32 protein-coding genes and 2 pseudogenes are annotated in these 26,049 nt (G+C 34.8%); 31 read left to right on the top strand and 3 right to left on the bottom strand.

Features of this window, described 5'->3' with window-relative positions:
• Positions 1 to 7 precede the first annotated feature (7 nt).
• A complete protein-coding gene (locus N7U66_RS03020; RefSeq protein WP_267677268.1) occupies positions 8 to 961 on the bottom strand; it encodes a hypothetical protein in 954 nt (317 codons plus the stop codon).
• A 283-nt stretch (positions 962 to 1,244) separates the two neighbouring features.
• Positions 1,245 to 1,439 (bottom strand): response regulator transcription factor, encoded by a 195-nt coding sequence (locus N7U66_RS22435; RefSeq protein WP_390886674.1) that lies wholly within the window; start codon positions 1,437 to 1,439, stop codon positions 1,245 to 1,247.
• Between the two features lie 646 nt (positions 1,440 to 2,085).
• Between N7U66_RS22435 and N7U66_RS03015 the strand changes: the two genes are divergently transcribed.
• From N7U66_RS03015 to N7U66_RS02870, 31 genes and pseudogenes are all read left to right on the top strand, one after another.
• Complete coding sequence (locus N7U66_RS03015) at positions 2,086 to 2,868, top strand: helix-turn-helix domain-containing protein (RefSeq protein ID WP_267677267.1); 783 nt, start codon at positions 2,086 to 2,088, stop codon at positions 2,866 to 2,868.
• Positions 2,869 to 3,074: 206 nt separating this feature from the next.
• Positions 3,075 to 3,527, top strand: a complete 453-nt coding sequence (locus N7U66_RS03010) for a hypothetical protein (RefSeq protein WP_267677266.1) — start codon at positions 3,075 to 3,077, stop codon at positions 3,525 to 3,527.
• Positions 3,496 to 4,388, top strand: a pseudogene (locus N7U66_RS03005) (S8 family peptidase). The gene N7U66_RS03010 and the pseudogene N7U66_RS03005 overlap by 32 nt, the downstream one beginning before the upstream one ends.
• A gap of 10 nt (positions 4,389 to 4,398) precedes the next feature.
• A complete protein-coding gene (locus N7U66_RS03000; protein WP_267677265.1) occupies positions 4,399 to 5,124 on the top strand; it encodes a hypothetical protein in 726 nt (241 codons plus the stop codon).
• 16 nt (positions 5,125 to 5,140) lie between these two features.
• Positions 5,141 to 5,308 (top strand): hypothetical protein, encoded by a 168-nt coding sequence (locus N7U66_RS02995; RefSeq protein ID WP_267677264.1) that lies wholly within the window; start codon positions 5,141 to 5,143, stop codon positions 5,306 to 5,308.
• 43 nt (positions 5,309 to 5,351) lie between these two features.
• On the top strand, positions 5,352 to 5,537 hold the full coding sequence (locus tag N7U66_RS02990) for a hypothetical protein (protein WP_267677263.1): 186 nt from the start codon (positions 5,352 to 5,354) through the stop codon (positions 5,535 to 5,537).
• 4 nt (positions 5,538 to 5,541) lie between these two features.
• Entirely contained in the window at positions 5,542 to 6,171 is a 630-nt protein-coding gene (locus N7U66_RS02985) for a hypothetical protein (protein ID WP_267677262.1), read from the top strand.
• Positions 6,155 to 6,535, top strand: a complete 381-nt coding sequence (locus N7U66_RS02980) for a hypothetical protein (protein WP_267677261.1) — start codon at positions 6,155 to 6,157, stop codon at positions 6,533 to 6,535. The genes N7U66_RS02985 and N7U66_RS02980 overlap by 17 nt, the downstream gene beginning before the upstream one ends.
• A 19-nt stretch (positions 6,536 to 6,554) precedes the next feature.
• Positions 6,555 to 7,625 (top strand): hypothetical protein, encoded by a 1,071-nt coding sequence (locus N7U66_RS02975; protein ID WP_267677260.1) that lies wholly within the window; start codon positions 6,555 to 6,557, stop codon positions 7,623 to 7,625.
• Positions 7,626 to 7,643: 18 nt separating this feature from the next.
• Positions 7,644 to 8,264: a hypothetical protein gene (locus N7U66_RS02970; RefSeq protein ID WP_267677259.1), complete on the top strand. Its 621-nt coding sequence runs from the start codon at positions 7,644 to 7,646 to the stop codon at positions 8,262 to 8,264.
• Positions 8,261 to 8,458 carry a hypothetical protein gene (locus tag N7U66_RS02965; protein WP_267677258.1) on the top strand — a complete coding sequence of 66 codons (198 nt, stop codon included), beginning with the start codon at positions 8,261 to 8,263 and terminating at the stop codon, positions 8,456 to 8,458. Before N7U66_RS02970 ends, N7U66_RS02965 begins: the two co-directional genes overlap by 4 nt.
• A 34-nt stretch (positions 8,459 to 8,492) precedes the next feature.
• On the top strand, positions 8,493 to 9,926 hold the full coding sequence (locus N7U66_RS02960; RefSeq protein ID WP_267677257.1) for a hypothetical protein: 1,434 nt from the start codon (positions 8,493 to 8,495) through the stop codon (positions 9,924 to 9,926).
• Between the two features lie 4 nt (positions 9,927 to 9,930).
• Positions 9,931 to 10,080: a hypothetical protein gene (locus tag N7U66_RS02955; protein WP_267677256.1), complete on the top strand. Its 150-nt coding sequence runs from the start codon at positions 9,931 to 9,933 to the stop codon at positions 10,078 to 10,080.
• A 2-nt stretch (positions 10,081 to 10,082) separates the two neighbouring features.
• Positions 10,083 to 10,343, top strand: a complete 261-nt coding sequence (locus N7U66_RS02950; RefSeq protein WP_267677255.1) for a hypothetical protein — start codon at positions 10,083 to 10,085, stop codon at positions 10,341 to 10,343.
• 2 nt (positions 10,344 to 10,345) lie between these two features.
• A complete protein-coding gene (locus tag N7U66_RS02945) occupies positions 10,346 to 11,101 on the top strand; it encodes a hypothetical protein (RefSeq protein ID WP_267677253.1) in 756 nt (251 codons plus the stop codon).
• 198 nt (positions 11,102 to 11,299) lie between these two features.
• A complete protein-coding gene (locus N7U66_RS02940; protein ID WP_267677252.1) occupies positions 11,300 to 11,731 on the top strand; it encodes a hypothetical protein in 432 nt (143 codons plus the stop codon).
• Positions 11,694 to 12,263: a hypothetical protein gene (locus N7U66_RS02935; RefSeq protein ID WP_267677251.1), complete on the top strand. Its 570-nt coding sequence runs from the start codon at positions 11,694 to 11,696 to the stop codon at positions 12,261 to 12,263. The genes N7U66_RS02940 and N7U66_RS02935 overlap by 38 nt, the downstream gene beginning before the upstream one ends.
• Before the next feature lie 182 nt (positions 12,264 to 12,445).
• The gene (locus tag N7U66_RS02930; RefSeq protein WP_267677250.1) at positions 12,446 to 13,051 is read left to right on the top strand and encodes a hypothetical protein; all 606 of its coding nucleotides are present in this window, start codon (positions 12,446 to 12,448) and stop codon (positions 13,049 to 13,051) included.
• A gap of 27 nt (positions 13,052 to 13,078) precedes the next feature.
• Entirely contained in the window at positions 13,079 to 13,231 is a 153-nt protein-coding gene (locus N7U66_RS02925) for a hypothetical protein (RefSeq protein WP_267677249.1), read from the top strand.
• Positions 13,216 to 13,758 (top strand): lysozyme, encoded by a 543-nt coding sequence (locus N7U66_RS02920; protein ID WP_267677248.1) that lies wholly within the window; start codon positions 13,216 to 13,218, stop codon positions 13,756 to 13,758. The genes N7U66_RS02925 and N7U66_RS02920 overlap by 16 nt, the downstream gene beginning before the upstream one ends.
• A 170-nt stretch (positions 13,759 to 13,928) precedes the next feature.
• Complete coding sequence (locus N7U66_RS02915) at positions 13,929 to 15,047, top strand: D-alanyl-D-alanine carboxypeptidase family protein (protein WP_267677247.1); 1,119 nt, start codon at positions 13,929 to 13,931, stop codon at positions 15,045 to 15,047.
• Positions 15,048 to 16,056: 1,009 nt separating this feature from the next.
• A pseudogene (locus tag N7U66_RS02910) lies at positions 16,057 to 16,705 on the top strand (magnesium chelatase domain-containing protein); the annotation flags it as partial.
• A complete protein-coding gene (locus N7U66_RS02905; protein ID WP_267678609.1) occupies positions 16,680 to 16,886 on the top strand; it encodes a hypothetical protein in 207 nt (68 codons plus the stop codon). The pseudogene N7U66_RS02910 and the gene N7U66_RS02905, both read left to right, overlap by 26 nt.
• Positions 16,887 to 17,063: 177 nt before the next feature.
• Positions 17,064 to 17,330, top strand: coding sequence for an ISAs1 family transposase (locus tag N7U66_RS22430; RefSeq protein ID WP_390886673.1), 267 nt, complete (start codon positions 17,064 to 17,066; stop codon positions 17,328 to 17,330).
• Positions 17,331 to 17,548: 218 nt separating this feature from the next.
• The gene (locus N7U66_RS02900) at positions 17,549 to 18,457 is read left to right on the top strand and encodes a hypothetical protein (RefSeq protein WP_267677246.1); all 909 of its coding nucleotides are present in this window, start codon (positions 17,549 to 17,551) and stop codon (positions 18,455 to 18,457) included.
• 68 nt (positions 18,458 to 18,525) lie between these two features.
• A complete protein-coding gene (locus tag N7U66_RS02895) occupies positions 18,526 to 19,440 on the top strand; it encodes a hypothetical protein (protein WP_267677245.1) in 915 nt (304 codons plus the stop codon).
• Between the two features lie 426 nt (positions 19,441 to 19,866).
• Positions 19,867 to 21,405, top strand: a complete 1,539-nt coding sequence (locus N7U66_RS02890) for a YifB family Mg chelatase-like AAA ATPase (protein WP_267677244.1) — start codon at positions 19,867 to 19,869, stop codon at positions 21,403 to 21,405.
• Between the two features lie 297 nt (positions 21,406 to 21,702).
• A complete protein-coding gene (locus N7U66_RS02885; protein ID WP_267677243.1) occupies positions 21,703 to 22,062 on the top strand; it encodes a hypothetical protein in 360 nt (119 codons plus the stop codon).
• An 863-nt stretch (positions 22,063 to 22,925) separates the two neighbouring features.
• Positions 22,926 to 23,438, top strand: coding sequence for a hypothetical protein (locus tag N7U66_RS02880; RefSeq protein WP_267677242.1), 513 nt, complete (start codon positions 22,926 to 22,928; stop codon positions 23,436 to 23,438).
• A 10-nt stretch (positions 23,439 to 23,448) separates the two neighbouring features.
• A complete protein-coding gene (locus N7U66_RS02875; RefSeq protein WP_267677241.1) occupies positions 23,449 to 24,159 on the top strand; it encodes a hypothetical protein in 711 nt (236 codons plus the stop codon).
• Positions 24,152 to 24,973 carry a sensor histidine kinase gene (locus N7U66_RS02870; protein ID WP_267677240.1) on the top strand — a complete coding sequence of 274 codons (822 nt, stop codon included), beginning with the start codon at positions 24,152 to 24,154 and terminating at the stop codon, positions 24,971 to 24,973. The genes N7U66_RS02875 and N7U66_RS02870 overlap by 8 nt, the downstream gene beginning before the upstream one ends.
• Before the next feature lie 413 nt (positions 24,974 to 25,386).
• Here N7U66_RS02870 and N7U66_RS02865 read toward each other — a convergent pair whose 3' ends face one another.
• Positions 25,387 to 25,752 carry an endonuclease domain-containing protein gene (locus tag N7U66_RS02865; RefSeq protein WP_267677239.1) on the bottom strand — a complete coding sequence of 122 codons (366 nt, stop codon included), beginning with the start codon at positions 25,750 to 25,752 and terminating at the stop codon, positions 25,387 to 25,389.
• Positions 25,753 to 26,049 lie beyond the last annotated feature (297 nt).

The following is a 26,049-nucleotide window of genomic DNA, read 5'->3' as shown; positions in this document are numbered from 1 at the left end:
CTTATTTTTAAATATAAACACAGTGCTTACTCCAACGAATAACAGAAACTTGCCAGTTAGTTAGTGTCTGTGGGCTAGAACCCACGGTGGGAAACATTAAGTTCGCACGATCGTCTCTATGAAGTAGAACACAAGCATGTCCCATTTCATGAGCGATCATATTATTTGAAGTATTGCTTTCGGTCATAATGTAATTCGTAGAGGCTGCCATGCTACAGCCGCCTTTACCATCAGGAGTCACATCATCCACCACAAACACCACAATTTCTGCACCATATCCTAGTACTCTGCGCCAGCCATCTTCAAATTTACAAAGCGCTGTTGCCAACTCATAGAAAGACCCTTGAATCCACCAGTCGCTAAAGAAGCCTTCGGCATTACAAGGATATTCTAAAGGATTATTTGGCGCGTTTATAGCAGAATTGCAACTGCCAGTAAAGATTAAATTGACGTTACATAGCCTATCCATATGCTCAATAGCCGCATCTATTTGTGGTTGTAAATCCGTTTGATTGGCTATAGGTTTTCCCTCGTGGGTAGGTATAATAAGACCAAAATACATTTTCTTTCGCGGTCGAATGCCTAATAAACTTCCAATAAAATCAAATAAGCCAACAATACGCCAAATTATTTCGGTGATCCAATTTAATAGAGTTCTAATGATACCTCCAATTATGGGGATGCTTAAAATAAGATTAACGACTAAAGCAATAACATCTAAAATGAAAGAAATAATTTCACAGACCACTCTAGTGACCCATTTACCAACGATGACTACAACCCATTTTATGATTTTTACTAATAGAATTTCAATCCAGCAAAACCACTTATTGCAGCAGGCGCACCACCATTTACATTTTCGTCTACTACATCGTTCTTCTGCTCTTTCTTCCCACGTTTCAATAGGTTTTTCGATTTCTTCTTCGACCCATTCTTGTATTTCTCTACAGACTCGTCCCATGATAAAAATGTTTTGATTTAAGAATTAATGGAAATTGAGAACTAAAGGTTAACATTAAAATTCGTTTTTTAAAAACCTCATAATAACTCGTACTTTCCAAATCATAATAGGCAAAACTTATAGCTGTTCTTAGTATCGTTTATGAGGTGTAGAGTATTTTCATATATAGAACAGAAACTTTAAAGAAGGCACTAAAAGAGGGGGTGTCTCACTCACAAACCATCGTTGTTATTTAAAGGGTGCGCTAAGGTAAAGCGGTGCTAGAAGAAATATAACCCAGTGCTTAAGGTTTGTGAAGCTTATTTTTTATGGCGTAGAGTACTAAGCCCGTTCGACTTCTTATTTTTAATTTTTCGAAGAGGCAATCGCGATAACCATCTATTGTTTTCGGACTTCTACACATTTTTTTGGCAATCTGTTTATAGGTCAACTCTGAGCACACATATTTTAAGAATCTTTTTTCTTGCTCTTTTAGTATTGTTTTATTTACGCCGCGAACTTTTGTAAAAGAGTTTACAAGGATATTAGAGACGCTACTGGTATGGTAATACCCATAAAGTATGACTTCTGTTAATGCCGTTTCTAAAGTCTTGGTTTCAATTTCCTTAAATAAATAACTTTTAATTCCGATTGCAGCATGTTAATAATTGTGGCTTCATTTTTTTCTTCACAGAGTGCTATTACAGAAATTTTTGGATATTGTTCTCGTATATATTTTACAATATTTACGTCATCAGACACGGGTATAGGGAAATCGATCAATACTAAGTGGGGTAACGTTGACGAAAATTTCAATTTATTTACAAGCTCTTTTTGGTTAGAACAGGTATACATAACCTTGAAATTTTTAAAGGAATTTATAACTCCGAGATAAGGCTTGAGAAAATAAGTTATGATTTTCAACGATAACAACAGAATATGAATCCATAGATAGATCTTTAAATAAATAATTCAATTAATAAAGCGCATTAAGGGCTACTTATTTTAAGCGTTGTTAGGTACTTAAAATTAGTGTTTTCCCCCTAATAAAACAAGTTATTACACCATTAAAAAAAGGTTATAACACTCTAATACAGGGTGTTGATTATTCGTACTTTTATTACAACGTATCAAGCTGTTTTATAATGGATGAAGTTTTATTAAGTAGGCGTGTACTTTCAGACGCTGCAGTAACGCGATTAACGCTAAGAACAGAATTCGTGGCGCTCGATATTCTGCATATTGGCAGTATTCCATCCTGTCTAGAATCTTATATAACTAAAAATAACATCCAATATAAATCTTCTAGTACTCATAGAGACCATACTGAAGTGGATATTATTACGGTTAATAATGAAAGTTCTATTAGTAATAAAACATTAAAGGCGCTTGATGATCTTAAACTCATAGTAACCTATACCACTTCTTTATACATAAAAGCGGGATCAGAGTTCATTCACTTTTCCCTCATTCCTATTTTATTAAAATATTTAGCCAAGATTAAAGGATCTATGAACTTTTTGAATAAAAAGATAACCACAGATAGCGCGGATATATTTTTGAATAAAGTCACCAAAATTATAGATGAAAATATCGATAACGATACGCTAAACATGCAACAATTAAGTGAGTTGCTGTATATGAGCAGGAGCTCATTGAGTAAAAAGATAAAAACGCATACCGGATTAAAACCAACAGCATTTATAAATAAATATAAATTGGAAAAGAGTAAACATCTACTCATCGTCACCAATTGGCAGATAAGCAGGATATCTGATGCTTTAGGGTTTAGCTCCCAACAGTATTACTGTCGCTTATTTAAAAAACATTTCCGTGATAATCCCACGCAATATAGAGTATGCCATAAGGACCAATCGTATAAAGTTGACTCAATACCACAAAAACCATACACAATAATGCAAATCTAAAACGTAATAGATAACTAATTTTATACAGATGAAACGCGCATGCTAAAAGCATTATCACTAAAGAGAGTGATAAATAGCGAATAACAGGTGACCGTTGAAAATAAATAAATAGAACACATGAAACGCTCATGCTAAAAGCATTATCACCAAAGGGAGTGATATATAGCGAACAACAGGTGGCCGTTGAAAATAAATAAATACAACACATGAAACCGCATCTTATAATAAAGCTCAATAATCAAGATGAAAACCCAAGGTATGATTATTGGGAGACCTTGATTAATGACAAAAGTAATTTGAGCAAAAGCTTTGTTCCAAATATAGATGCCATTATAAACAAGACCTATAAAATAGATTTTATCGCGTCTCAAAACTATAAATCAAAAGACAAAAAGTGGTCTCCGGAAGAAATAAGGTCCGGATTAGATAGAATTTATAGACTCATTCTTCTCACCAATAATACTACGATTCCTCAGCAGTTAATTGATGATATTTCCTTTTTACCTAATGTCGTATATGTTCATGAAGGGCAAATTACGACCAGTGACATTCCAAGACAAGAATTAGCCGCCACTCAAAGTTTAAGCTCAAAATACAGCGATAACGCTATTTATTTAAAAGAGGGACATCTTTGGACAAAAGGACATCCGAGAGATTAAAATTGCCATTTTAGACACCGGTATTGAAACCAGTCATTTTGAATTTGAAGTACAAGACAGCCAAAACCCTAAGTTTAAAGATCACAAAGACTTTGTGAACATTATCGATGGCGCACAACAGTTTGTTGGAGACTTTTTAGATATGGATGACATTCCAGATGACAAAGTAGGGCATGGAACCCACGTGGCAGGAATCATTGGCTCTAAAGGTCATAAAATGCCCATTGGTGTGGCACCCAATTGCACAATAATACCCATAAAGGTACTGGGGGCACTCAACGCTAATGGTAAAGTTGTGGGAGCTGGACTCATAGACGATATTAACTCAGGGATTAAATATGCTGTAGATAAAGGAGCAGATGTGATTAATATGAGTTTAGGAATAAAGCATACAGGCGGTGGTTTACCACATCGGGATGTTATTAAATATGCCTTAGATAACGACGTTACCGTAGTCGCTGCTTCGGTAACGATGGTAAAAAAGACAAATATTATCCTGGTGCTTTAGATTATGTGATTGCCGTAGGGGCATCAGACAATGTCGGCCACGTGGCACCTTTTTCTACCTATGGCGGACACGTCTCAGTAACGGCACCAGGGGTCAATGTCTATAGCTCGTTCTTAAATAATGGGTATGCCTTGTCCTCCGGAACCTCTCAGGCATCTCCCTATGTTAGTGGTACGGTAGCCCTATTAAAATCCTTTGCCTATCAAAAAGGGAAAAAAATAAAAAATGACTTAATACGAGACATCGTACAACGCACAACCGATAAATTTAGTAATCAATTTAAAGATGAAAAATCGGGGTTCGGAAGAATTAATGTACTAGATGCATTAAAAATGTTAAACTATAACCTGTAAAAAATGTATTATGAATAAAAATGGAACATTATCAGAATCTAGGAGTAGTAAGCTTAAGCTGCCAAGTATAAATAATTTAACGTACTACAATCAGATACCTAGAACCAGCGATTTACTAAAATCAAGCCAGTTTTCAATGGATGCTGCGGGCAGTTTATTAATTTCAAAATTCTTTATTTCCCCAGCCACGATGCGTTTTGATGATTTGGTTGAAGAATCATTGTTTGAACTCAATAAAATAATAACGAACAGAATGAAGGTGCCTTCAAAAGAAGCCCTTTTAAATAAATCCATTCAAGAACTCTTAGGCGAAGACGGAAACCTTAGTGCTAAAACAAATAACCAATTTAAACACTTTATTACCAGTCACGGGCATACAGGAGTGATGACTAAAGTGGCCTCAAGTATCAATAATTCTACTATAGATCAACTCTCGAGAGCTATTTTAACAGAGGAAGGGATTTTTCTGTTCCTAGCATGTAGAGCCATAATTGGTTATGAAATTTTGGATTGCGAAGGGATTAGCGCAAACATGTTTGAGTCGTTAGACTTAGTGAAATCGTATGTCAATGTGCAATTGGTTGACAAAATCATCAAAAAAGAGAGTCCGGAAGTAAGCAAGAAAGAGGTGAAAATTCTGAAAGATAAAATTGAGAATACACGTATTAGTTACTTTCCAGGAGCACCGAAAAAGACGATCGAAGAATTAATAGACGATTTAAAGTCTCGGAGGTAAATTATACCTATTAGTCATGAACTTTCTAAATAGTGGTAAAGTGACTTTAGATAGAGCGACGAACAAAGAATCATTAGCCAAAAAAATGGTGGATTACCTATTAAAACTAGGGTATAATGAAGAATTTAATCACGAGGAAGAAGACAACACAACACAAGAAGAAAACCAATTAGTTCCGAGATGAGTTTGAAGCTATAGAAGGTGTCGGGAGTGTTATTAAAAAAGAATTGATAGAAGTGGGGATCATGTCTTTTTCGCATTTAGCTTCCTTTGATGAAGATAGCCTTAAAAAAAGATTAAAAAAAGTAAGAGCTAATATTAATTACGGTCAGATACTTGAACAAGCAAAATTTATTGCTAAAGGTCAATTTAGAGAACTACTGGCGTATCAAGATAAATTAAATAAAAGATAAAATTATGAGCACTGAAGCAATTTTATGGCACACGTTAAGTGAAGTCTTAGGTAGTTCTAGTGACGTTTCTAGAGACCCAGTAAAGAACGTTTACTATAATGAAGTTAATGACTTTGATCATGTTAATTCATTTCAATTTTTAGACCCACTTAATTTACCAGGAGGAACCATTAATGTGGTGAATATTCAAAACGCAGCATCACTATATGCTATTATGATATTAGGTGATGAGATGGGCATTTTTAGGGTGGCAGATAGCATTTTAAAATATGTAACCATGGGTAGAGTTGATGTAGAATCTACAACAACCGCAACAAGACTCTATAATTACATGCAACTAAGAGATAATCGTACGTCTTTCGATGAGCGTTCTATGTGGTATAAGCAAGTCTTTGATATTGGTAATGGCAATACGGTATCAGATATGGTCACCAATGAAAACTTCTTACCGCTTTGGGAGAATATGATGGGAGAAGTAATAAAGTATATTGATAAATACGAAAGTGCAGACGACCCATTACGCGTTTCAAAATCCGGAATTCAACAAGTGATTACAGATCTGCAACACAACCTATCTAGAGCAGCCTCCGGTATGGTTAAAATATTTGTACCGAGAGATGTATGCCCATCTTGAGGATGCCATTCAAATTATTAATGCCGAAGAGTTAAGAGATCAATTAGGGCACGGTATTTCAAGAGACCTCCGGAACATTGTAGAAAGCGTGAGTATGGAAGAGTTTAATTATTTCCCTAATACGTCTTCTTTAAGAACCATTGCAGATTCGGCTAGAAACATCATTTTAGATTTAGCCATCTACAACAAAGCCACCTTTAGTGAGGATCAATTCCAAAAATTTGTAAGCAATGTTGAAACCTTTATTATAGCACAACACCAGTTTCAAAAAAGTAGTGAAAGTGGAGACGATTCAGAACAAGGCGGTGATTTTGAAGACACCGAAAAAGAATTTGAATCTATGGAAGAAAATTGGGATTTCTAAACACTAAAATATAAAATTCATGAATAATCCAAAACACATAAAAGAGGTAGCTCGTGATAAAGCTAGAGAAATCCTATCAGGGAACGACACCTTTAAAAACATGTCCATTGAGGACCAAAAGAAGATGTATGTTAGTGTGGTAGAAGATCAAATAGATAAACTGCGAAAAAGTAATGGGCATTATCAGGACGACTTTTCTCAGGCTAAAGAGAACTTTCTTGAAAAAGCCACAAGACAGGCAAAAGCAAATCAGACCGCTAATAGAGCTTCCAATTTAATTGATGACTCGCGTCATGAAAAAGGGTTTGAAGAAGGGGTAGATGCTTTTGAAGATTTAGTAGATTCTGTAGATTTTCCAGCATTTGTAAGGGATTTACTTAAATCCGTTTTTGATGCCAATATTTCTGTTATGAAATCTCAAACCGATGATTACATTCGGTTAATGAAAGAAGCAACTTCAGGTTTAGCAAAATTTATTAAGCAAATCGATGATACCACAACCTTCGCTTACCTGGCAGAAAACAAACCCGATGAGTTTAACATTAGTTTGGAAGAAGATGCCGATGGTGGCGAGAAAATGAGTCTTACCGATCCTAAAGGCGAGGCTGTAGACATTGGTGATAATGAAGTTAAAGCCAAAATCATGGATGCCAAAATTAAAATGGCGCAAGAGCATCGTGCGGCTTTGAGAGAAATGGTACTTATGGGATTAACGCGTTTAGTGGTAGATAAAGGGGTGGTTGAAGCTGAGGTTAATTTTGAATTTAAAGGGCAACGTACTGGAGAGAAGAAAGACAAGGCGATTAACAAAACCACGTCTTCTACAGGAACCTCAGGAAGAGCAAGTACTGGCTTAATAGGTAAAATATTTGGAGGCGGTAGTATAGGTAGCACCAAGAGTAGTCAAACCACGAAATTTAGTGTGTCTTCTGCAAAAAGTACTTCTGAAGATGAGCTGAAAGCAAAGTTAAGAGGTTTTGTTAAAATAGAATTTAAAACAGATTACTTTAAACTAGACAATTTTGCGCAAATGTACGCACCCCCTTCAGCTGAAGAAAAACAAGCGGCTTTGCCTGCAGCAACAGCATAATGATGTAAAAACGTAAAAATGGCATTAGCATTTTTAAAATTTCGAGGTAGAACTAATGGGAACTACAGTTTTCAAGCAGATATAGGAACTGCAAAGTATTTTAAATATGTTACGGCATCAAAACAAAAAAAAATAAAAGTTGGAAAAAATGAATTCATAACGGTATTAGATGAAAATAAAAAAGTTTCAAAAGTGTATCAGCTTAATGAAGCCATGCAGAAGATAAATAAAGGTGGTTTTCCTTTAATGATACCTGAAACCGAAATTGATGCTGATGCAAAATATGTGCAGTTGTATAGCTTCTCAAATAGCAGGAGCAAAGCACCAACAATATCTAATATTATTAGGGTATATCCAATGGTAGGAAGAACCCATAATTTGACCTTTAGTAATTCATTAGAAACAACCATTAAAAACGAGTCTATCATGCAAGAAACGTTAGTTAGAAATAAAGCATTTAATTACCAAGAGCCTAAATTAAGCAAGGTGATGTTTTGGAATGCAATAATAAATGCATTACCAGCGCTACTTGGGCATGCGGCTCCTGTAATTGGGAGTCCGGTTGGCGGGTCAAATACTAATCAACCGGCAACAAATACCCGAATAACACAGCAGAAAGCAACAAAACAAGTGAAGTGATAAGTAAGGTTGTTGAGGTTTTAGAAGCGATTTCAAATAATGCTAACCCAACACCTGCTAATGCTACTATAGCACCAGCCACAACAACAGAAACTAGTCAAACCTCGCAACCAGCAACAAATGGAGGGGTACAACAACCAGCGCAATCCATAGCATCTACTAGACTTAGTACCGCATATAGTTTAGAGCCGTGAAACCATTATAGGTCTTAAACCTATTTTAGAAAAGTTGTTCTCACCGGAAGCCATACTGGCAATAGGTGATGATCCACAAAAATTATTTCTCGCCATTAAAGATGCCGTACAAAAAACAGAAGGTACCAGTACCAGTAATGTTACCAATGTAGTCGAAAAAGCGCAGAATGGTATTGAAAAGAGTAATGGTCAAAAATATTCTGAAGCTAAAGTCGCTCCGGCATTATTAGCAGCATTGCCAGCATTAATGCCGGTAATTGAAAAAGCATTAGATCCCAAATTAATAGAAGCCGTAGGTAACCAACCTGTAAAACTATTTAAAGCCATTGGAGATGCGGTATTAAAAATGGATGAACAAGAAATCAAGCATTTAGAAGCGATAAATCCTGGAGTAGATACGGCTGACGATATTGCGAAAATGCTCATTGGGATGAGTATCAATTCATCAATGTATAAAGAAGATATTATAGACTTCAAGCTAATAAAAAGTTTAAATCTAAATTTTAAAAATACCAAGACCGTTAATTTTAAAAATAAACAACGGGTGCTTTATGGTAAAAACCAACGTATCGCTATCCCTTTTGAAATCACAACCAGTAACGGGCGGTTAAATAAAATTCTAAAAAAATCGGTCATTCAAATCCTTATAAAAGATGCAGAAACGATGGCTTTGGTTTTTCGTAAAGATATTAAATTAGTTAATGTCGATATCAGTATAGACGTTAATGAAGCCTATCTCACTGTAGAAGAAATTAAAGGAATCCCTAGTAATAAAGAACTAAAATTAGAAGTGTCTCATGTCCGGAAATCTAATAACAATGAAAATATTGGTGTTTTTAAAAGCCATTACATTCATTTTATAGAGAGCTATATTTTTGACAGAATAGGAGAAGAAATTGGAGAACCTATACCATTAAATGATATAAATGTACATAGAAATTATTGGCATAAAATATGGGAAGGTGGTTTTTCTCAAAGTAACAGGTGGCATGTAGAATTTGATTTAAAATACTACTACCTATTAAACACAAATTCACAGGACCTTTCAAGACTTGAAACTAAAAAAAGTATTACAGAAGATAATGTAGAATCAGGCCAAGAACATCCAGGGAGACGTAAAGTGAAAGCGAAATTAAAAAGTGGTACAGAGCTAGGAATGCAAGCCATAAATGATGTGCTGGCTTTGCTTAATCAACCCGTATTAGAGGCATCTATTCTTGAAGTGTTAAGCAAAAGTGATCTAGAAAAAGTATTCCAGCAAGTCTCGAGAATGAGATTAGAAATGAAAGGTCGGGAAGGGGACACAAGCACATTATGGGCGTATCCGGAAATGTCCTTGTATAAATTACATCTTTCTCAAATTGGGGATGTAGATGCCTATGGGCAGGTGGTTCGTTTAACCCCTATTGAAAAAGTCATTCCTAAACCAAATTTTATACATTTTATAGGAACAACATCAGAGCGTTAATATTATGGAAACTAAATTACCAGATTTATCACAAATGTCCTCTAAAACATTAGAGTTGGAAACCGTTTTGGTCAACGGACAAAAATTGCTTTTTGATAAAAAAGTAAAATTAATGCCCGTAGAAATAGAAAAACAAAAAGGTAAAATAGATTAAAAATGGACGATGAAGATTTTATAGCGTTGCATGAATTTATATTAGAAATGGCTAATGTCGATTTCTATCTAACAGAGCATTATTTAGATGAAGAAATCGTATTAAAACCAAAAAAAATAGAGACCCAAACCCCCGTGCAATTAGCGATAGAGATTGACGAGAATAACGAAGTGAAAATTGGAGCCATCCCTCCAATGTATTATGTAGAAACCACATTTATGCCCGTTTTTCATAATATCAAATTAACTATAGAAACAGAATAATAATGGCTAACACAAACAGAGCATGGAACTTAGAGTCTTTTTTAGATTCGCTTATAGTAGAGCTAGATAAGGCCGAAGAAACCCTGTCTGTTAAAGCCATTAATAAACCATTAACCTATGCGGTGAAAGATGTCAATCTAGAAATGCAATTGTTTCCAAGTTTTGATGGCACCAATGTGAAGTTTGTTACCGCAGAACCCGGGCAACAAGGCGCTTCTAAAATTGCCATTCAGTTGGGGTCTATTACAGATCAACAAATTAGAAAAACGTCAAAAGAGCCCACGAAGTCCAATGACATCTCCATCGATTTAATAGAAGAGATTGATGATGAAACAAAATCGACATTACGCAAAATAGGGGTGACCTCTGTTAATGATTTAGATCAAATTCAAAAAAGTAATGTCGACTTAGAGCAAATAAGTAATAAAAAAACCAATTATGGAAAACTAGCCAATCTGTTGCAAAAGGCCGGACGAAATAATCTGCCTCCAACTGTAAAAAATGTAAACTTCAACATTAGTAAAAGCGGTTCTTTTGTGGTGGTTGAAGGTGATAATTTAGTTGTTGACAAACGCTATACCCCTGTAGCAGTGTTCAATGGCAAGTTGGCAGAATTGGAAAATGCAGATCAAGGACTACTAAACATAAAAGTGCAAAAAGAGCATATAAACGAAGCCGAAAATGAACTGGTCATTGTTTCAGACCCGTTTACGATATATAAGATGAAGCTTAATACTAAAAACAATAGTCATGCTTAAACATAAAAGTTTTGTAATTAAGAGTGCTAAAAAGCCAAAAAGAAGTGTGAGGTCGATGAGCATAGAAACGTCCAAAGCATTGGAACCAAAGCTGGCAACTCATCAACCAGAAGAAGGAACTTCGGTCATTATGATAAAAACGAAAAGATTGAACTTGTCTTACCACAAAGTTTAAGTTATGACGTTGAAGATACGGAAATGAGTCATGCGCATAGTTACGACGCACAGCCACCAAAACAAGCACAAGAGTCGCCTTTAGCTTACGAAGAAGTTACAGAAGATAATAACGAAGATTACAGTGATGCAAATGCTTATTTTGAAAATGATGCGGGCCTGGTTAAACAACAATCTAATCAACAGGCACCTGCCCCTAGAAAAAAGAACACATTAGAGGCGGAGGAACCTAATAAGGAAGCGACTGTAGCTCATGAAGCGGTTGTAATGCAGCCGGAAGATGTGTTAGATGAGGCGGCTATACGAGAACAAGACAAGAAATTTGAGGAAGACATCCAATCTATTTTAACGGGTAAAAAACAATTTGATAAAGCCGGAATAGAAAAGGATCCGGAAGAAGCCGTAAAAGATCAAAATCATGGTGTGTTTAATAAAAAAGACAACCGAGACGATTGAAGATAAATTAAAAAATGACCATGCCATTTTTGATAAAATAGCACAGAGTATGGAAATGGCGAGCTCATATGACTTGGGATCTATTGCCATGGATAAAAAGTTCGATTTTCTAGAAAAAGAAACCGACAAGGATTTTACCAAAAAAATTCATGAGTTGCTAGAAGAGGATGCGCCAAAAAAGAAAGAGACTATTGAAGATGCAGAGAGTGTAGGGCATGAGACCGAAAAAAAAGAGGCAGCTCCTGAGGATAGTGACAAGATTGAAACCAAAGATTTTTTAAACGATTTAGATAAGTTAAACGCCATTGAAGCCAATCATAAAAAAGAAGTTTTAGAGACCTTATCATCTCAATCTAGTTTCAATAGTACCATTAATATCAAGCACAGCTATTTAAAGAGCAGAGTGTTTGCTGTAAGTGGTAGCACCGTTGAGGTTCAAATTGATTCTAATTGGACACCACTTAATTGTTCAACACTTAATGAGTTACATGTCACATTAACGCGGTCGGTAGATTATTGGCCGAGACGATGAAAAGGGCACAAAACAATTTAGAATAGGAGGCCCAGATACCAAAACATGGAATGATTTAGAGACCGGAAACTATTATCTCACCTTCTTCTTTGTTAATAATACAAACCCTAATTGCGAGTTAACCGGTACCATAGCAGTTAAAGCATAACCATGAACGACGTTCAATTAAAATAGATACAGCCATGAGTAATAGATTTTTATTTTTAGAAAAAGAGTTAACAGATTTCGATGCGAATAACACGAAAAAGAAAGGTATCCTGTCCAAAACAAAGTCCAGGTATTCAACTCAGAAAATTGCACCAGCAGTAGCTGGAGCGGTGGTAGCGGCAGTAGGTGTTGGATGGAAAATTTTTGAATTTGCTTGGGCGCAAACGGAAGGCGATATTAGTGTAAAACTCGCCAGAATGGAGGGTGCAAAACTACCTAGTGATGATACGTCCTTTCAAAACAAAGGGGTTTGGCAGAAAAAAACCATACGGGTTTATAAAAAAGTTGAAAACTATGTTAACGATGAGATCTCAGCAAAATTTGATCTCTCCTTTAAATACAATGGGTATGGAGTGGGTTATGTAGATATGGATCATGTAGCTTCCAACGATGCCGTAGGATGGGGATTAAGAGTAGAAGCTAAACTAATGGCAGATCCTCAAAATTATAAGTCGAATAATGGAGGGCAATCCATGTCCATGATAGAGGTGACCTTTAATTACCGTTTCACTAGAGCGATTGGAAGTGATGTAATAAAAATTCAACGCTATAAGTTATACGGAGACGGCACGGTAATATAAACACTAATGAAACTCTAAAATACTATTATGAGTAATCGATTTCTTCAATTAGATAAAGATATAAAAGCCTTTAAAACAGGTAGTTTTTATGTAAAAACGAAGGCCTTGCCAACAGCGACTAAACGAAGAAGCCATTTTGAATCGGTGCGGCCGAGTACGCGAGAATGTACCAACATTTAGTGTTTGGTCAAAATGTAGCACGGGTAGCCCCTAAAACTTTAAAAACAAGTGCTAAAGGTATTGCTTTTATAAAAGAATGGGAAGGGTTTGTAGAAAACGCCTATAACGATGCACTGGGCTATTGTACCATTGGTTATGGACATTTGATAGCTAAAAACAAATGTGAAGACATCACGCTTCCTTCTGAGTTTAAAGGAGGCATAAGTAAAGTAAAAGCAGACGCGCTGTTTTTAAAACGTTTGCCGAATTTTGAAAAAGCAGTACAAAGAGACATCACTGTTCCCCTGTATCAATACGAGTTTGACGCTTTAGTCAGTCTACTATTCAATACAGGGTCTAATTTCTTAAATGTTGGTGGCGCTGGAAAAGGAGAAACTAAAATTAAAAAGTACATCAATGCTGGGCACTATGCTAAAGGAGCTGACGAGATGCGAGATGTTACCAATGGCGGACTAGAGGGTTTAGTAAAACGTCGGCTTTCCGAAATCAAATTATTTAAAACAAATGTGTATGATGCCTCTCATTAATATGTAAACCAAAACGCTATGATACGTTATCAAAACATAAATACTTTCTCAACACCAAGACGGAAAAAAGTGGTAAAAAAACCACTTGAAGAGAAAAAGGCGCTAAATTTTTCGGGACGAACCCATGCTTTTAATTATTTACCACCGAAGTAGTCAGACCGTTTTCTGAAATGACGACCTATGCGACCCAGCAGTCACTGGGGTCATCCGGATTAACATGGCCCGGTGCCACACCGGAACAACTAACGTTTTTAAAACGCGTGTACGACATTAATCTGGCACGAAAAGCCAATCAAACCTTTGTAAATGATGTGCCGGCAAATGAGTTGTCAACAGTAGAAGGCCGCTTTGAATTAAGAACCAATGCGGCACAAGCGGCTATTAATATGTTGCAAGCCATTCGAGCAGAAATCACAAGCGCTGGAAAAAATGTTCAGGTAGGCCTCTCCAGTGCGTACCGCTCAGCCTCCCATCAATTTGCAATTTGGAATGACTTAGTTACCAATCAATATTATGCCGCGACAAGAACAGAGCGGGAAGCACTGCAAGGCGGAGCTCATGGTGATGCCGCAGCATCGCATTTAGCAGCATACACTAGAGCACGCATAGCAACACCGGGGTATAGTAATCACAACAATGGATTAGCCATCGATATAAAAAATATCCAAGACGGGAAATTGTATAGGAATAAAACCAATACACAAGCCACTGCGGCATGGAGAACCACCTGGGCGTGGGATTGGTTAGTTGCGAATGCAGCGACCTATAACTTTTATCAAAACCTGCAAATTGACGAACCTTGGCATTGGGTGTATAGACCAAGTAGTACCGATTTAAGTTTACCCGAAACTTTAAATTTAGGAGAACACCTCCCTAAGGAAAAAGAATTAGATGTCGTGGGACGTATTTCAGGAAAAATTTTAAGAGGAACCCCGGAGTTTGATGCCCTAGTTAAAAATGATAATGCGAAAATTATTTTTAAAGATGAAGAGGGCACAGGTGCCGATCGTTATATGACAAGCAAAATGAGTGAGAAGCTAAATGCTCCGGCAGATCTCGTGATACAAGAATGGGGGCCTGAAATAAAACTAAGACTTACCGAAGCTTGGGACGAAAATAATGAACATGCCACATCAAGCGTGCATTATGAAGGTCGAGGTGCAGATTTAACAACGAGTGATAGAGATGGTAATAAGTTAGGACGCTTAGCAGGCCTGGCTGTTTTAGCAGGCTTTGACTGGGTGCTGTATGAGGATAAATACCATGTACATGTGTCTATGAAAAAGTAAGGAGTTGAAGTTTTAGAAAATTATAATGATTTTTAGAAGTAGGTCCTTAAAGGAAGTCTATGGTGAATTTTTCTATTAAACTTTCATTTGGAAAAAAATCTGAATTGTGGTCAATACACCAAGGTTATAAATTTTCTAATCAAATAAATAGAGTCAGAATCATAACATGTAAATTCCTTAATTATAATAAGGACTGTTAGGTGATTTAAGCTCTTACTTATATAAGTAAATTTTTTCTAGAAGCTACCAATAGATTTAACCACTGTAAGCTGTGAGGGAAATATAAAAGCAACTAATAAACTATCAGTACCACACAAGAAGTCAATTATTAATGCACATAATAATGCAGCTAATAAAAAAGTAAAATTGATATTATTTATAATAACTTATATTCCATAGTTCAAATTTCAATAGATAATATCTATAATTAGGTAACAACTAAATACAAAATATGTGCATATATTTGTATAAGAAAAAATACCCCACCTAATAAATAAGTGGGGAATGATTGAAACTCTAATGTTTCGGTCTATTATTGAGTTACTTGTATTATCTAGCGTCTGAAACTATAACGATAATACTTATTAAGTAAAAAACAATGGCTACAAGCATATAAACGGCTTGTAGTTTTTTTTTGTACCTCATACTTTGTATGAAAATTTTAGGTTGAACTTTTAGTTATTTTGTAATAATCCGATTACAATTAAGACCTCAAAGCCTAGTACAAATTTACTCTTTAATCAACTTATCAAAAGGTGGTTTTACCACAATTAGCCTAATGTTATTAACTGTTTTGAATTATATTAACAATTAATAAGCAAAAAATACTTTGTAGAGTTGTTTAAAGTCACATTATAATTATTTCCAAATTTTTAAGTCTGTTAATAACATGAAAATTTATGGCATTTCGATTATAATAAATTATCTAATTCTATATCTCGGACCGCAAGTAATAGCATGACTATTAATTCATTGAATTTTCTTACATTTAAGGAAAACTATCAGTTCTATGCTCAAAAAAGTTTATGGCAGTGCTGTTTTGGTGTCGATGCCACAACCATTACAGTAGAAGTTAATGTTGATTCCGGCATTGGTTATCATTTAGTAGGGCTTCCCGATAATGCCATTAAAGAAAGCAATTATCGCATTGCTGCGGCACTTCAAAATAACGGGTATAAAATTCCAGGAAAAAAGATTACGATTAATATGGCACCTGCCGACTTAAGAAAAGAAGGCAGTGCGTACGATTTAACCTTAGCCGTAGGTATTTTGGCGGCTTCTAAACAAATCCAGGCAGAACACATAGAAGATTATCTCATTATGGGCGAGTTGTCTTTAGATGGGAGTTTACAACCCATTCGTGGGGCACTACCCATTGCGGTTAAGGCATTAGAAGAAGGGTATAAAGGCTTTATTTTACCCTCGCAAAATGCAAAAGAAGCCGCTATTGTTGAAGGCTTAAAAGTGTTTGGTATTGATAATATTAAACAAGTCATTCATTTTTTTGATAAAGGAGACCCCATTGAACAAACCATTATTGATACCAAAGCAGAATTTGAAAAAAATCTCAATTACCCGAATTTGATTTTAGTAACGTTAAAGGTCAGGAATCCATAAAACGCTGTATGGAAATTGCTGCGGCCGGTGGATATAGTGTCTACTTTTTTAGTTGACGATAAAATTGTATGGTGTGAAAATGATGGACAAGAAAATTTTGAGTTGCAAAATATAATTGACATAGTTGATGATCTACAGGCTGTTTTTCCTACAGATATTGAAGAAGATGATACATTAATTTGTTTGGGCGTAGTTAAACATTTAACCTGCATTATGCATTAGAAATAAAAAAGAGCTGGGCTTAAATTATTAATTTGGAAGAATAAACCGTCCATCCATGGTCTTTTTGGGTGTTCAATACCATTTATACTTTAAAAACGTGATTAAAAGTGTTCGTATAAAATCCATGATACCTCTCATATTGAAGATGTAGAGAAGTGGGTTAATTTATAAACTTATATCCAAATAGAGACTGAAGTATATTACAAAAGCAGTAAAAAAACAACAAGAGACAAAAGACACTATATTAGTAGTCAGTTAAATACACCGGAGTGTTTTTTAAAATCAACTAGAAGTCATTGGCTGATTGAGAATAAATTACATTGGAGTTTAGATTTTATTTTCAAGGAAGACCAAAGTAGGAAAAGGTTTAAAAATACAACTGAAAACTTCTCAATTATTTTAAAAAACAGTATTGAAAATCATGCAAGAAAAACAGAAAATTAATAAAAAAACAAGTATTCAAAGGATGAGAAAAAAGGCAGCGTGGAATCTAGGCTACCTCATTGAAATATTCGAGTTTTAATGCGTTTAACCTGCATAGGTAGTGCTTATTAATAAAATAAAATATACCTTTGCTATGGTCAATTTAGAAGCGTTTATCATAAAAAAGTTTTTAAATTACAGTATAATTCTTTAATCTATAAAATTAAAACCAATTAAACATGCCTAAGTTACATAAAACCCAATTACTATTATTTTTTTCTTTCTTTATCATTTTTTCAACTTTTACTTATTGCCAAGATATTACTGAAACTATTAATTATTCACAAAGACAAGGCGCTGATGAACAATGTTCATTTAGTGGCTGTACATATTTTGGTGGTTTTGGAGACATTATTTCATATACAAATAGTTCAGTAACGAATTCTAGTACTAAAAATGCAAGGTATTTATTTGAACATCCAAATTTCACTAATGATAAAATAAAAAGGATTGTATTAGAAGTAGAGATTAGTAAATATGGTTTTAGCACCAGTGGCTCTACAATAATGCAAATAAGAGCTCCCCAAACTTCTTGCAATGAAGATGTTCCTTGGTTTGGTGGGTTATCGTTTGCTGAACAAGAAGATTTGTTTAACTGTAACCTTTTTGGAAATATTGTATTTCAAGATGGAATAGGTACCACCAATATATCTCCAACTACTCATAATTTGTTAATATATGATGAAAATTTATCAGGGTTTTCAAGTCAAACCTTAGCTTATTTTAATCCTAGTAATGATTCGCTCACTCTTTCTTTTACGCCTATTGTTGGAGACACCGGAATTCATTCTGCAAAAATTCATATTACCTATGAGGGTAATAGTGTTCCGGACACACCTTCTTTATCAGCGACTTCAAATTCAACTTCAAGCATCAATTTAAATTGGACAAATATTAACAGTTCAACAAGTTATAATGTTTTTAGATGTGATAATAATCAACTAATTGCAACAACAATAAATAACAGCTATACAGTATCAGGGTTAAATTCGGAACCAGCTATAGTTATAAAGTTCAGGCTGTTAATAATAATGGTGTTTCAAACTTTTCTAATTGTGCAAGCGCCACAACTAATTGGCCTGCAATAAGCAATAATGTAATAGGAAGTAATCAAACAATTCTTTACGGGCAAAGTGCATCAACCCTTAGTGGTAGTATGCCTAATGGAGGAAATGGGGTATATCTATTTCAATGGCAAAAAAGAATTACTGGGAATTGGGTAAATATAGGAGGTGCAAATTCACAAAATCTCAATTTAGGAATTTTATATGAAACAACCCAGTATAAACGTTTAGTTACCTCAGGAGGTTTTACCAATACAAGTAATAGTGTTACAATTACTGTAGTAATATCTGAAATATCAAATAATACAATACAGTATCATGGTAGTTATGATAATCAACTAATAGGAAGTATACCTACAGGAGGAAATGGTTCTTATGAATATCAGTATCTTTTTGTTATTGATAATATATTATTAGGTTGGAGTAAACAAACTATCGCATTATTAAAGAGTGAACGGCTTATTGCACCACCACGACCTGAATCCTATAGATTTAGTACACCTTGGAGTACAAACAAAGATTATTTTGATCTACTTTCTAATGGTACATTAAGCTACGCATATGAACGAGGAATTCCTATAAAAGTTTATCGAAGAGTACGATCAGGAACGGAAGTCAGTATCAGTTTTTCTAATCAAGTAATTATTACCCCATGGTACAGAACTAGTAACAATTTAGAAGATGTTTTAGAGAATGGAATTCCTTTTTCTCGTTTGGAAGATATAAGTGAGACCCAAATTACTAATATAATTAGTATTAAATTATACCCAAACCCTACCTCAAAGCTTATTAATTTTGACATTGGGATAAATAAATTTGCTAAAGTTAGAATTATGCTATTTTCGATAGACTTGTCTGTGAATGATATTGTTTTTGATAATTACATTGATTCCAAAAAAGTAATTAAATATCACATTCCTAATCATTATCGCGCAGGTCTTTATAAATACAAGGTGTTTGTTGATAATGAAGAGCTTAAAAATGGAACCCTTATTTTAAAAAGATAACCTTTTAATCGTATATACAATTTATAAGTCAAGATAATAATACATTCCCTGAGTTATATGTATTTGAGCAAAACTATAGGGCGGATTTGTAATCCGTGCCCATTAAGGGCATCTATATACCAAATGGGACAAATAAATAAAGTGTGATAATGTAAGTGAGAGAACCGCTTTTTTATTTGCGTACTCCTTGCGGCACGGATTGCAAATCCGCGCTATCTCAGTTAAAAAAGCTATACTAAACGTTAGTAATTTATCTCAACAGCTATATTTTATAGAGATTAAATCAGGAAAAACTAAACAAACACAAAAATTTATAAAAAATTAAGTGCTATTTTATTACAGAAAATAAACCTTTCAGGAATTCAATTCCTGAAAGGTTTTTTGTTGCAATGATTTTTCTTATTTTTAAGGAACTAATATGAATCTATGCTCAAAAAAGTTTATGGTAGTGCTGTTTTTGGTGTCGATGCCACAACCATTACAGTAGAAGTTAATGTTGATTCCGGCATTGGTTATCATTTAGTAGGGCTTCCCGATAATGCCATTAAAGAGAGTAATTATCGCATTGCTGCGGCACTTCAAAATAACGGGTACAAAATCCCAGGCAAAAAAATTACGATTAATATGGCGCCTGCCGATTTAAGAAAAGAAGGCAGTGCATACGATTTAACCTTAGCCGTTGGTATTTTAGCGGCTTCCAAACAAATACAAGCCGAACATATAGAAGACTACCTTATCATGGGCGAACTGTCTTTAGATGGGAGTTTACAACCCATTCGTGGGGCACTACCTATTGCGGTTAAGGCCTTAGAGGAAGGGTATAAAGGTTTTATTTTACCCTCGCAAAATGCAAAAGAAGCCGCTATTGTTGAAGGCTTAAAAGTGTTTGGGATTGATAATATTAAACAAGTCATTCATTTTTTTGATAAAGGCGACCCCATTGCGCAAACCATTATCGATACCAAAGCAGAATTTGAAAAAAATCTTAATTATCCGGAATTTGATTTTAGTGATGTTAAAGGCCAAGAGTCCATTAAACGCTGTATGGAAATTGCCGCTGCTGGTGGACATAATATAATATTAGTAGGCCCACCAGGCGCAGGAAAAACCATGTTGGCTAAGCGACTCCCTAGTATTTTACCACCCATGACTTTAGAGGAAGCGTTAGAGACGACTAAGATACACTCCGTAGTGGGGCGTGTAAAGGCAGATACTGGTATTATGGCGCAGCGTCCGTTTCGGTCGCCACACCATACGATTTCTAATGTGGCTTTAGTTGGCGGTGGGAGTTATCCACAACCTGGAGAAATCTCACTATGCCATAATGGGGTGTTGTTTTTAGACGAACTCCCCGAATTTAAACGGGAAGTTTTAGAGGTTATGCGGCAACCGCTGGAAGACAGAGAAGTCACCATATCGAGAGCTAAATTTACCGTCACCTATCCGTCCTCATTTATGCTAGTGGCTAGCATGAATCCAAGTCCAAGCGGTTATTTTAACGATCCGGATTCACCAATAACCTCAAGTCCTGCAGAAATGCAACGCTATTTAAGCAAGATTTCAGGCCCATTATTAGACCGCATAGACATACATATTGAAGTCACGCCCGTGCCTTTCGAGAAATTAAGTGAAACACGTCAAGGGGAATCTTCCATTGCCATAAGAAAACGGGTGACCGAAGCTAGAGCACTGCAAACCCAGCGCTTCGCAGATTCTAGTACCGTGCATTATAACGCACAAATGAATACCAAACAAATAGCCAAACATTGTGCCTTAGATGAAGCCTCGAAAGTCTTATTAAAAACAGCTATGGACCGTTTAAATTTATCGGCAAGAGCGTATGATAGAATTCTTAAGGTATCACGAACGATAGCAGATTTAGAAAACGCGGATGCCATTACAGGCAGTCACATTAGTGAGGCCATTCAATACCGAAGTTTAGATCGCGAGGGATGGCTGGGGTAGTGCTGAGGTTTAATTTTGTTTCACTCACAGTCTCCGTTTTCATTGTCTAACTCAAATACTAACAAAATGGCACGAGTGAATGGCTTTGTGGGAATAAAACGGTGACGTCTTGGGTTTTTAATGGCTGTGTGCTCCAAATACATAAAAATTAACGATTTAGGTCAGAAAACGCTCGGTATTCTTTGCTTATAATGAGAGATGCGAGGGAATGAAAACCGACAAGACGCTTAGATTTTAACATTTTTTTCCTACATTTAAAACCTAAACTAATATTAATCACATAAACTAAACCTATTTATGCCTACACCTAAAGGAATGATTACAGCCGCCCAGGCTCAGAATTTAAATGATAATTGGACAAACTTGCGATCAAGAGCAAATGATAGTGCTGCAGGAAAACCGGACAATCGATCTTCTTGGTATTCTTTCGATGATTTACAAGACTTTTTAAACATAATTAAAGGAGATAATCCGGATGTCAATGGTGTTCGCTTTTATTTAGGAACGGAAACTAGTCTTATAGATAAAAAGGGGTTAACCACCATATTTATGGTACCTACAGTCGAAAAAGATGGAATCACTAGAGACATCCCTGGAGCTCGAGGGATGGATAGAGGAGCAGAAGGTGATCCACCTGAATCAGGATATCCACAATAAAAAGACTCTAATGTTAGAGTTCTTGTATAAACATAATAGTTTAATAACTCTTAGTATTGAAGGTATAGCAGCTATTATTGGTGTTTGGTTTTATAAAAAATATCGAAACACAGCTGCTATTTTTTTTATACTAATACTTATTTGCCTTTTTATTGTGGATGCCGTAGGTTTCTATCCATTATATTATGGCAAACTTGATTTTTTAAAACCTTTAGAAAATAGCGTTTTCAGAAGAAATCATTGGTGGTTTACCATTTTTTTCGATGTGGTTGTTATCACGCTTTTTTCAATATTTTACCGGAAAATATTAAAAAATAAAATTCATAGGAAAATTTTAAAATACGGCACTGTCAGTTATTTACTGTTTTCTCTTATACTTATTTCAACTCATTTAGAAATCTTATTTAATAGTGCATTTCCTATCTTGTATGTTTTACAAACCCTAATTATTTTATGTTGTTCAATATGTTATTTTATAGAGATACTAAAGAACGATAATATTTTAATATTTTATAAATCCTTATATTTCTATGTAAGTATAGCTATTTTTATTTGGTGGGTTGTTATCACTCCTTTAATTTTTTTTGATATGTATTATGTTCTAGAAGATAATAGTTTCATCCTTCTAAGGAGAAGTATTTATATTTTTTCGAATATCTTCATGTATCTCACGTTTACAATAGGCCTAATCGTCTCAAAACCCGAAAAAAGAGCATAGTCGTTTTTTTTTATTACTTTTAAAAAAGCTATTAACCAAAACCCTTTCTATGACATAGACTTCAAATCGCATGGCGTGTTATACTCACATCTGTAGTATAACGCCTTACCAAAACCAAATTAACCAACATTAAAATTCAAAAAAAATGAAAAATTTAGGAAGCCTTATATTAGGTTTAATTATTGGCGCATTAATCATGTACTTCTTTTTCTGTAGTGGTGTAAAAGCCATGGAGGCAGAAATTATTAAACCCAAAGGGGTGATCACCGCAAAAGAAGCAATGGTATTGGACAGAGCTTTTAACTCAAGACACACGCTTATTAGTGACTCAATCGTAAAACGTGAAGATAACCGTTCGGCGTGGTGGTCTTTAGAGGACATGCGTAACTATTTAAATTATGCCGAAAACCAAAGTAAAGAATTAGGCTATACCATGGATGGGGTACGTGTGTATTTAGGTGCTTATCCGGATACAACCGTAGATTCTACAACAACCGTGGGCTATACGACCCTATTTATAGCACCCACATCAAGCGAAGTAGGGCTCAAAGGTGGCGCTGGTGCCTCATTTAGAGCAGATGGCGGAGATGTGCCCGGTGGTGATCCATTGAATGATGGAGGAGATGGGTACCCACCATCAGCCAATTATCCACAATAATAATATTTAATTGGAAGAATTTTTAAAAGAAAATTATAAAATTCTTACATTGAGTATAGAATTTTTAGCAGCATTTAGTAGTTTGTACTTTTATCACAAGTACAAAAATACAGCTGCTAAATTTTTTATTTATTTTATTTTTTATTTATTTATATGTGATTTTATATCACTAAACTATTATTATTTTGTTAATAATTATCTTGTTTTTTTTAAAGGAACAATTTTAGAAAAAAATAAGTGGTGGTCAACGCTTTATTGGAAAATTGGAGCTATAATTTTTTATTCATTCTATTACAATAAAATTTTAAAAAAATCAATTTTTAAAATTTTATTAAAAACCCTTACATATTGTTTTCTAATAATATCATTTGTAAAAATTTTTAAAAATTGGGATGATTTTTTTGTAATATCTTTCCCCATAATAAGTATTCTTGGAGCTATAATCATTTTAATGTGCTCAATATTTTATTTTATTGAAGGATTAGAATACAATAAAATCCTTGTATTTTATAAATCAATTAATTTCTATATAAGTGTTTCCATATTTATTTGGTGGTTGATAATAACCCCCTTGGTATTTTATGATTTATATTTTTCAACCTCAGATTGGAATTTTGTCATTCTGAAATGGCAAATTTACCTATTCGCCAACATCTTTATGTACACCACTTTCACCATTGGTTTAATTGTTTCTAAACCAGAAAACTCATCTAATGAATAATTTTTTAATACTACTTCAAGAACCACAAGTATCTACCGCAGCAGAGCGTTACTTACTCATTTATATGATAGGAGTATTAGTGGTTGTCACCACACTGGTTATCTTATTTTTTATAGTGTTCCGGAAAAGAAAAAATAAGCTGTTAATAGATAAAATGAAACAGCAACAGGCCTTTGAAGAAGAACTCTCTAACGCACAAACCGAAATACAAGAACAAACGCTTAAAAACATTGGTTGGGAATTACACGATAACGTAGGCCAATTGTTGGCCGCCGCAAGTATGCAACTCAATATTTTAAAAACCCAAATTAGTGACGAGGTTAAGGATAACTTTGCAGAAGCGACAGATACCGTAAAGCAAAGCTTAAAAGAAGTGCGCATGCTATCGCGCTCATTAAATAATGAAGTGATTTTGAATATTGGTTTTGAGCAATCGATTACCAATGAACTCAACAGATTGAAAAGAATGAAATTTGCTTCGGCAGAATTACTGGTGAAAGGAGAAGTGATTCCGTTTAAGAATAAAAAACATGAAATCATCGTCTTTAGAATTTTACAGGAGTTCTTTTCTAATGCGGTAAAGTATTCGCATGCTAAGAGCCTTTCGGTAACACTAAACTATCTAGAAGACACTCTTAATATTACAGCCACAGACGATGGTAAAGGCTTTGATATGGAAACTGTTGTAAAAGGTTCGGGATTATTAAATATGACAAGTCGTGCGGCGCTTATAGGTACAGAATATAATTTGTCTTCTAAAGTGGGTGAAGGCACGCGATTAGAATTAACCTATCCTTATAAATCTGAATTTTAAAATATAAAAAGACGTACGGCAAGTATAAACACGGCCAATCGTTTAGCTTTTAAAATTGATGAAGACACCCGATAGGAATTGACCTATGCTTATAAATTTGAAGAATAAGTAACCTCGTAACCTGCTCTCCTCTTTATTTAAAGAGGAGAATGAATTTCAGTTTTTTTAAACTGGAAGAAAGAGGAGTTTTCAGAATAATAATAAAATAGCACCCAGATTATATAGTAGTATTAGTTACTTGTTAAAAATAGCTTACGCATTTTAGGTTCAAACCATCCGAATGTCATAAATGACATCCACCTTCCTTTGTCTAAAGGAAGGAGTTGGTATATTGGTGTTTTTGTGCGAAGTATTTAAATATGAGGAGATTTCATGTTTTTAGTAAGCACTTTTTAATAAAAGATAAGTTTAAGCTATTGCTTAAAATGCGATTGAATGTGACTAAATACAACAGCCAAATTTTCAAATACCATTTTGTTTTCAAACCGAATAACAGTATAGCCCAAAGCTTCCAAGTACCTCGTTCGTTCTAAATCATACTGTCTACTGGCAGCATTGTTGTGTACCTCGCCATCCAGTTCTATAATAAGCCTTTCTTTAGCGCAATAGAAATCAACAATGTAATTTTTAATACTATGTTGTCTCGTAAACCTTCTGTTATGAAATTGTCTAGCTTTTAGGTGTTTCCACAAAAAGGCTTCGGCTGGTGTAAGATTGGCTCGCAATGCAGCACGATAATCCTTTAAATATTTAAGGCTGTGTAAATTTTTGCCTTTCATTACTATTTTACTATTATAATTTGTCTTTAATATACGGTTAAATTCTAAAATAGCTCACGCATTTTAGGTTCAAACCATCTGAATGTCATAAATGACATCCACCTTCCTTTGTTTAAAGGAAGGAGCGGGTTTAATTATGCTTTTGTTGTTAAGTGATTAATTATGAGTTGCCTTTATGTGTTTTGTAAGTACTCTGTTATGTATTTTGGTTTTCAGTATTATTTGTGTGGTATCTCTTTTATGCACTTACATTATAAAATAGCTGGCGCATTTTAGTTTCAAACCTTCCGAATGTCA

The sequence above is a fragment of the Lacinutrix neustonica genome (assembly GCF_026625145.1).
Taxonomy (GTDB): domain Bacteria; phylum Bacteroidota; class Bacteroidia; order Flavobacteriales; family Flavobacteriaceae; genus Lacinutrix; species Lacinutrix neustonica.
This window is presented reverse-complemented; position numbering and strand designations above follow the sequence as displayed.

Coding starts and splice junctions, on each gene's coding strand:
- N7U66_RS02945 (WP_267677253.1), top strand. CDS start 10,346: ATGGCTAACACAAACAGAGCATGGAACTTAGAGTCTTTTTTAGATTCG.
- N7U66_RS02870 (WP_267677240.1), top strand. CDS start 24,152: ATGAATAATTTTTTAATACTACTTCAAGAACCACAAGTATCTACCGCA.
- N7U66_RS03000 (WP_267677265.1), top strand. CDS start 4,399: ATGAATAAAAATGGAACATTATCAGAATCTAGGAGTAGTAAGCTTAAG.
- N7U66_RS02915 (WP_267677247.1), top strand. CDS start 13,929: ATGACGACCTATGCGACCCAGCAGTCACTGGGGTCATCCGGATTAACA.
- N7U66_RS02890 (WP_267677244.1), top strand. CDS start 19,867: ATGCTCAAAAAAGTTTATGGTAGTGCTGTTTTTGGTGTCGATGCCACA.
- N7U66_RS02880 (WP_267677242.1), top strand. CDS start 22,926: ATGAAAAATTTAGGAAGCCTTATATTAGGTTTAATTATTGGCGCATTA.
- N7U66_RS03015 (WP_267677267.1), top strand. CDS start 2,086: ATGGATGAAGTTTTATTAAGTAGGCGTGTACTTTCAGACGCTGCAGTA.
- N7U66_RS03020 (WP_267677268.1), bottom strand. CDS start 961: ATGGGACGAGTCTGTAGAGAAATACAAGAATGGGTCGAAGAAGAAATC.
- N7U66_RS02900 (WP_267677246.1), top strand. CDS start 17,549: ATGCCTAAGTTACATAAAACCCAATTACTATTATTTTTTTCTTTCTTT.
- N7U66_RS02970 (WP_267677259.1), top strand. CDS start 7,644: ATGGCATTAGCATTTTTAAAATTTCGAGGTAGAACTAATGGGAACTAC.
- N7U66_RS02975 (WP_267677260.1), top strand. CDS start 6,555: ATGAATAATCCAAAACACATAAAAGAGGTAGCTCGTGATAAAGCTAGA.
- N7U66_RS02950 (WP_267677255.1), top strand. CDS start 10,083: ATGGACGATGAAGATTTTATAGCGTTGCATGAATTTATATTAGAAATG.
- N7U66_RS02895 (WP_267677245.1), top strand. CDS start 18,526: ATGCCTAATGGAGGAAATGGGGTATATCTATTTCAATGGCAAAAAAGA.
- N7U66_RS02925 (WP_267677249.1), top strand. CDS start 13,079: ATGAGTAATCGATTTCTTCAATTAGATAAAGATATAAAAGCCTTTAAA.
- N7U66_RS02955 (WP_267677256.1), top strand. CDS start 9,931: ATGGAAACTAAATTACCAGATTTATCACAAATGTCCTCTAAAACATTA.
- N7U66_RS02920 (WP_267677248.1), top strand. CDS start 13,216: ATGTACCAACATTTAGTGTTTGGTCAAAATGTAGCACGGGTAGCCCCT.
- N7U66_RS02935 (WP_267677251.1), top strand. CDS start 11,694: ATGGTGTGTTTAATAAAAAAGACAACCGAGACGATTGAAGATAAATTA.
- N7U66_RS03010 (WP_267677266.1), top strand. CDS start 3,075: ATGAAACCGCATCTTATAATAAAGCTCAATAATCAAGATGAAAACCCA.
- N7U66_RS02985 (WP_267677262.1), top strand. CDS start 5,542: ATGAGCACTGAAGCAATTTTATGGCACACGTTAAGTGAAGTCTTAGGT.
- N7U66_RS02865 (WP_267677239.1), bottom strand. CDS start 25,752: ATGAAAGGCAAAAATTTACACAGCCTTAAATATTTAAAGGATTATCGT.
- N7U66_RS02930 (WP_267677250.1), top strand. CDS start 12,446: ATGAGTAATAGATTTTTATTTTTAGAAAAAGAGTTAACAGATTTCGAT.
- N7U66_RS02940 (WP_267677252.1), top strand. CDS start 11,300: ATGAGTCATGCGCATAGTTACGACGCACAGCCACCAAAACAAGCACAA.
- N7U66_RS02980 (WP_267677261.1), top strand. CDS start 6,155: ATGTATGCCCATCTTGAGGATGCCATTCAAATTATTAATGCCGAAGAG.
- N7U66_RS02995 (WP_267677264.1), top strand. CDS start 5,141: ATGAACTTTCTAAATAGTGGTAAAGTGACTTTAGATAGAGCGACGAAC.
- N7U66_RS02885 (WP_267677243.1), top strand. CDS start 21,703: ATGCCTACACCTAAAGGAATGATTACAGCCGCCCAGGCTCAGAATTTA.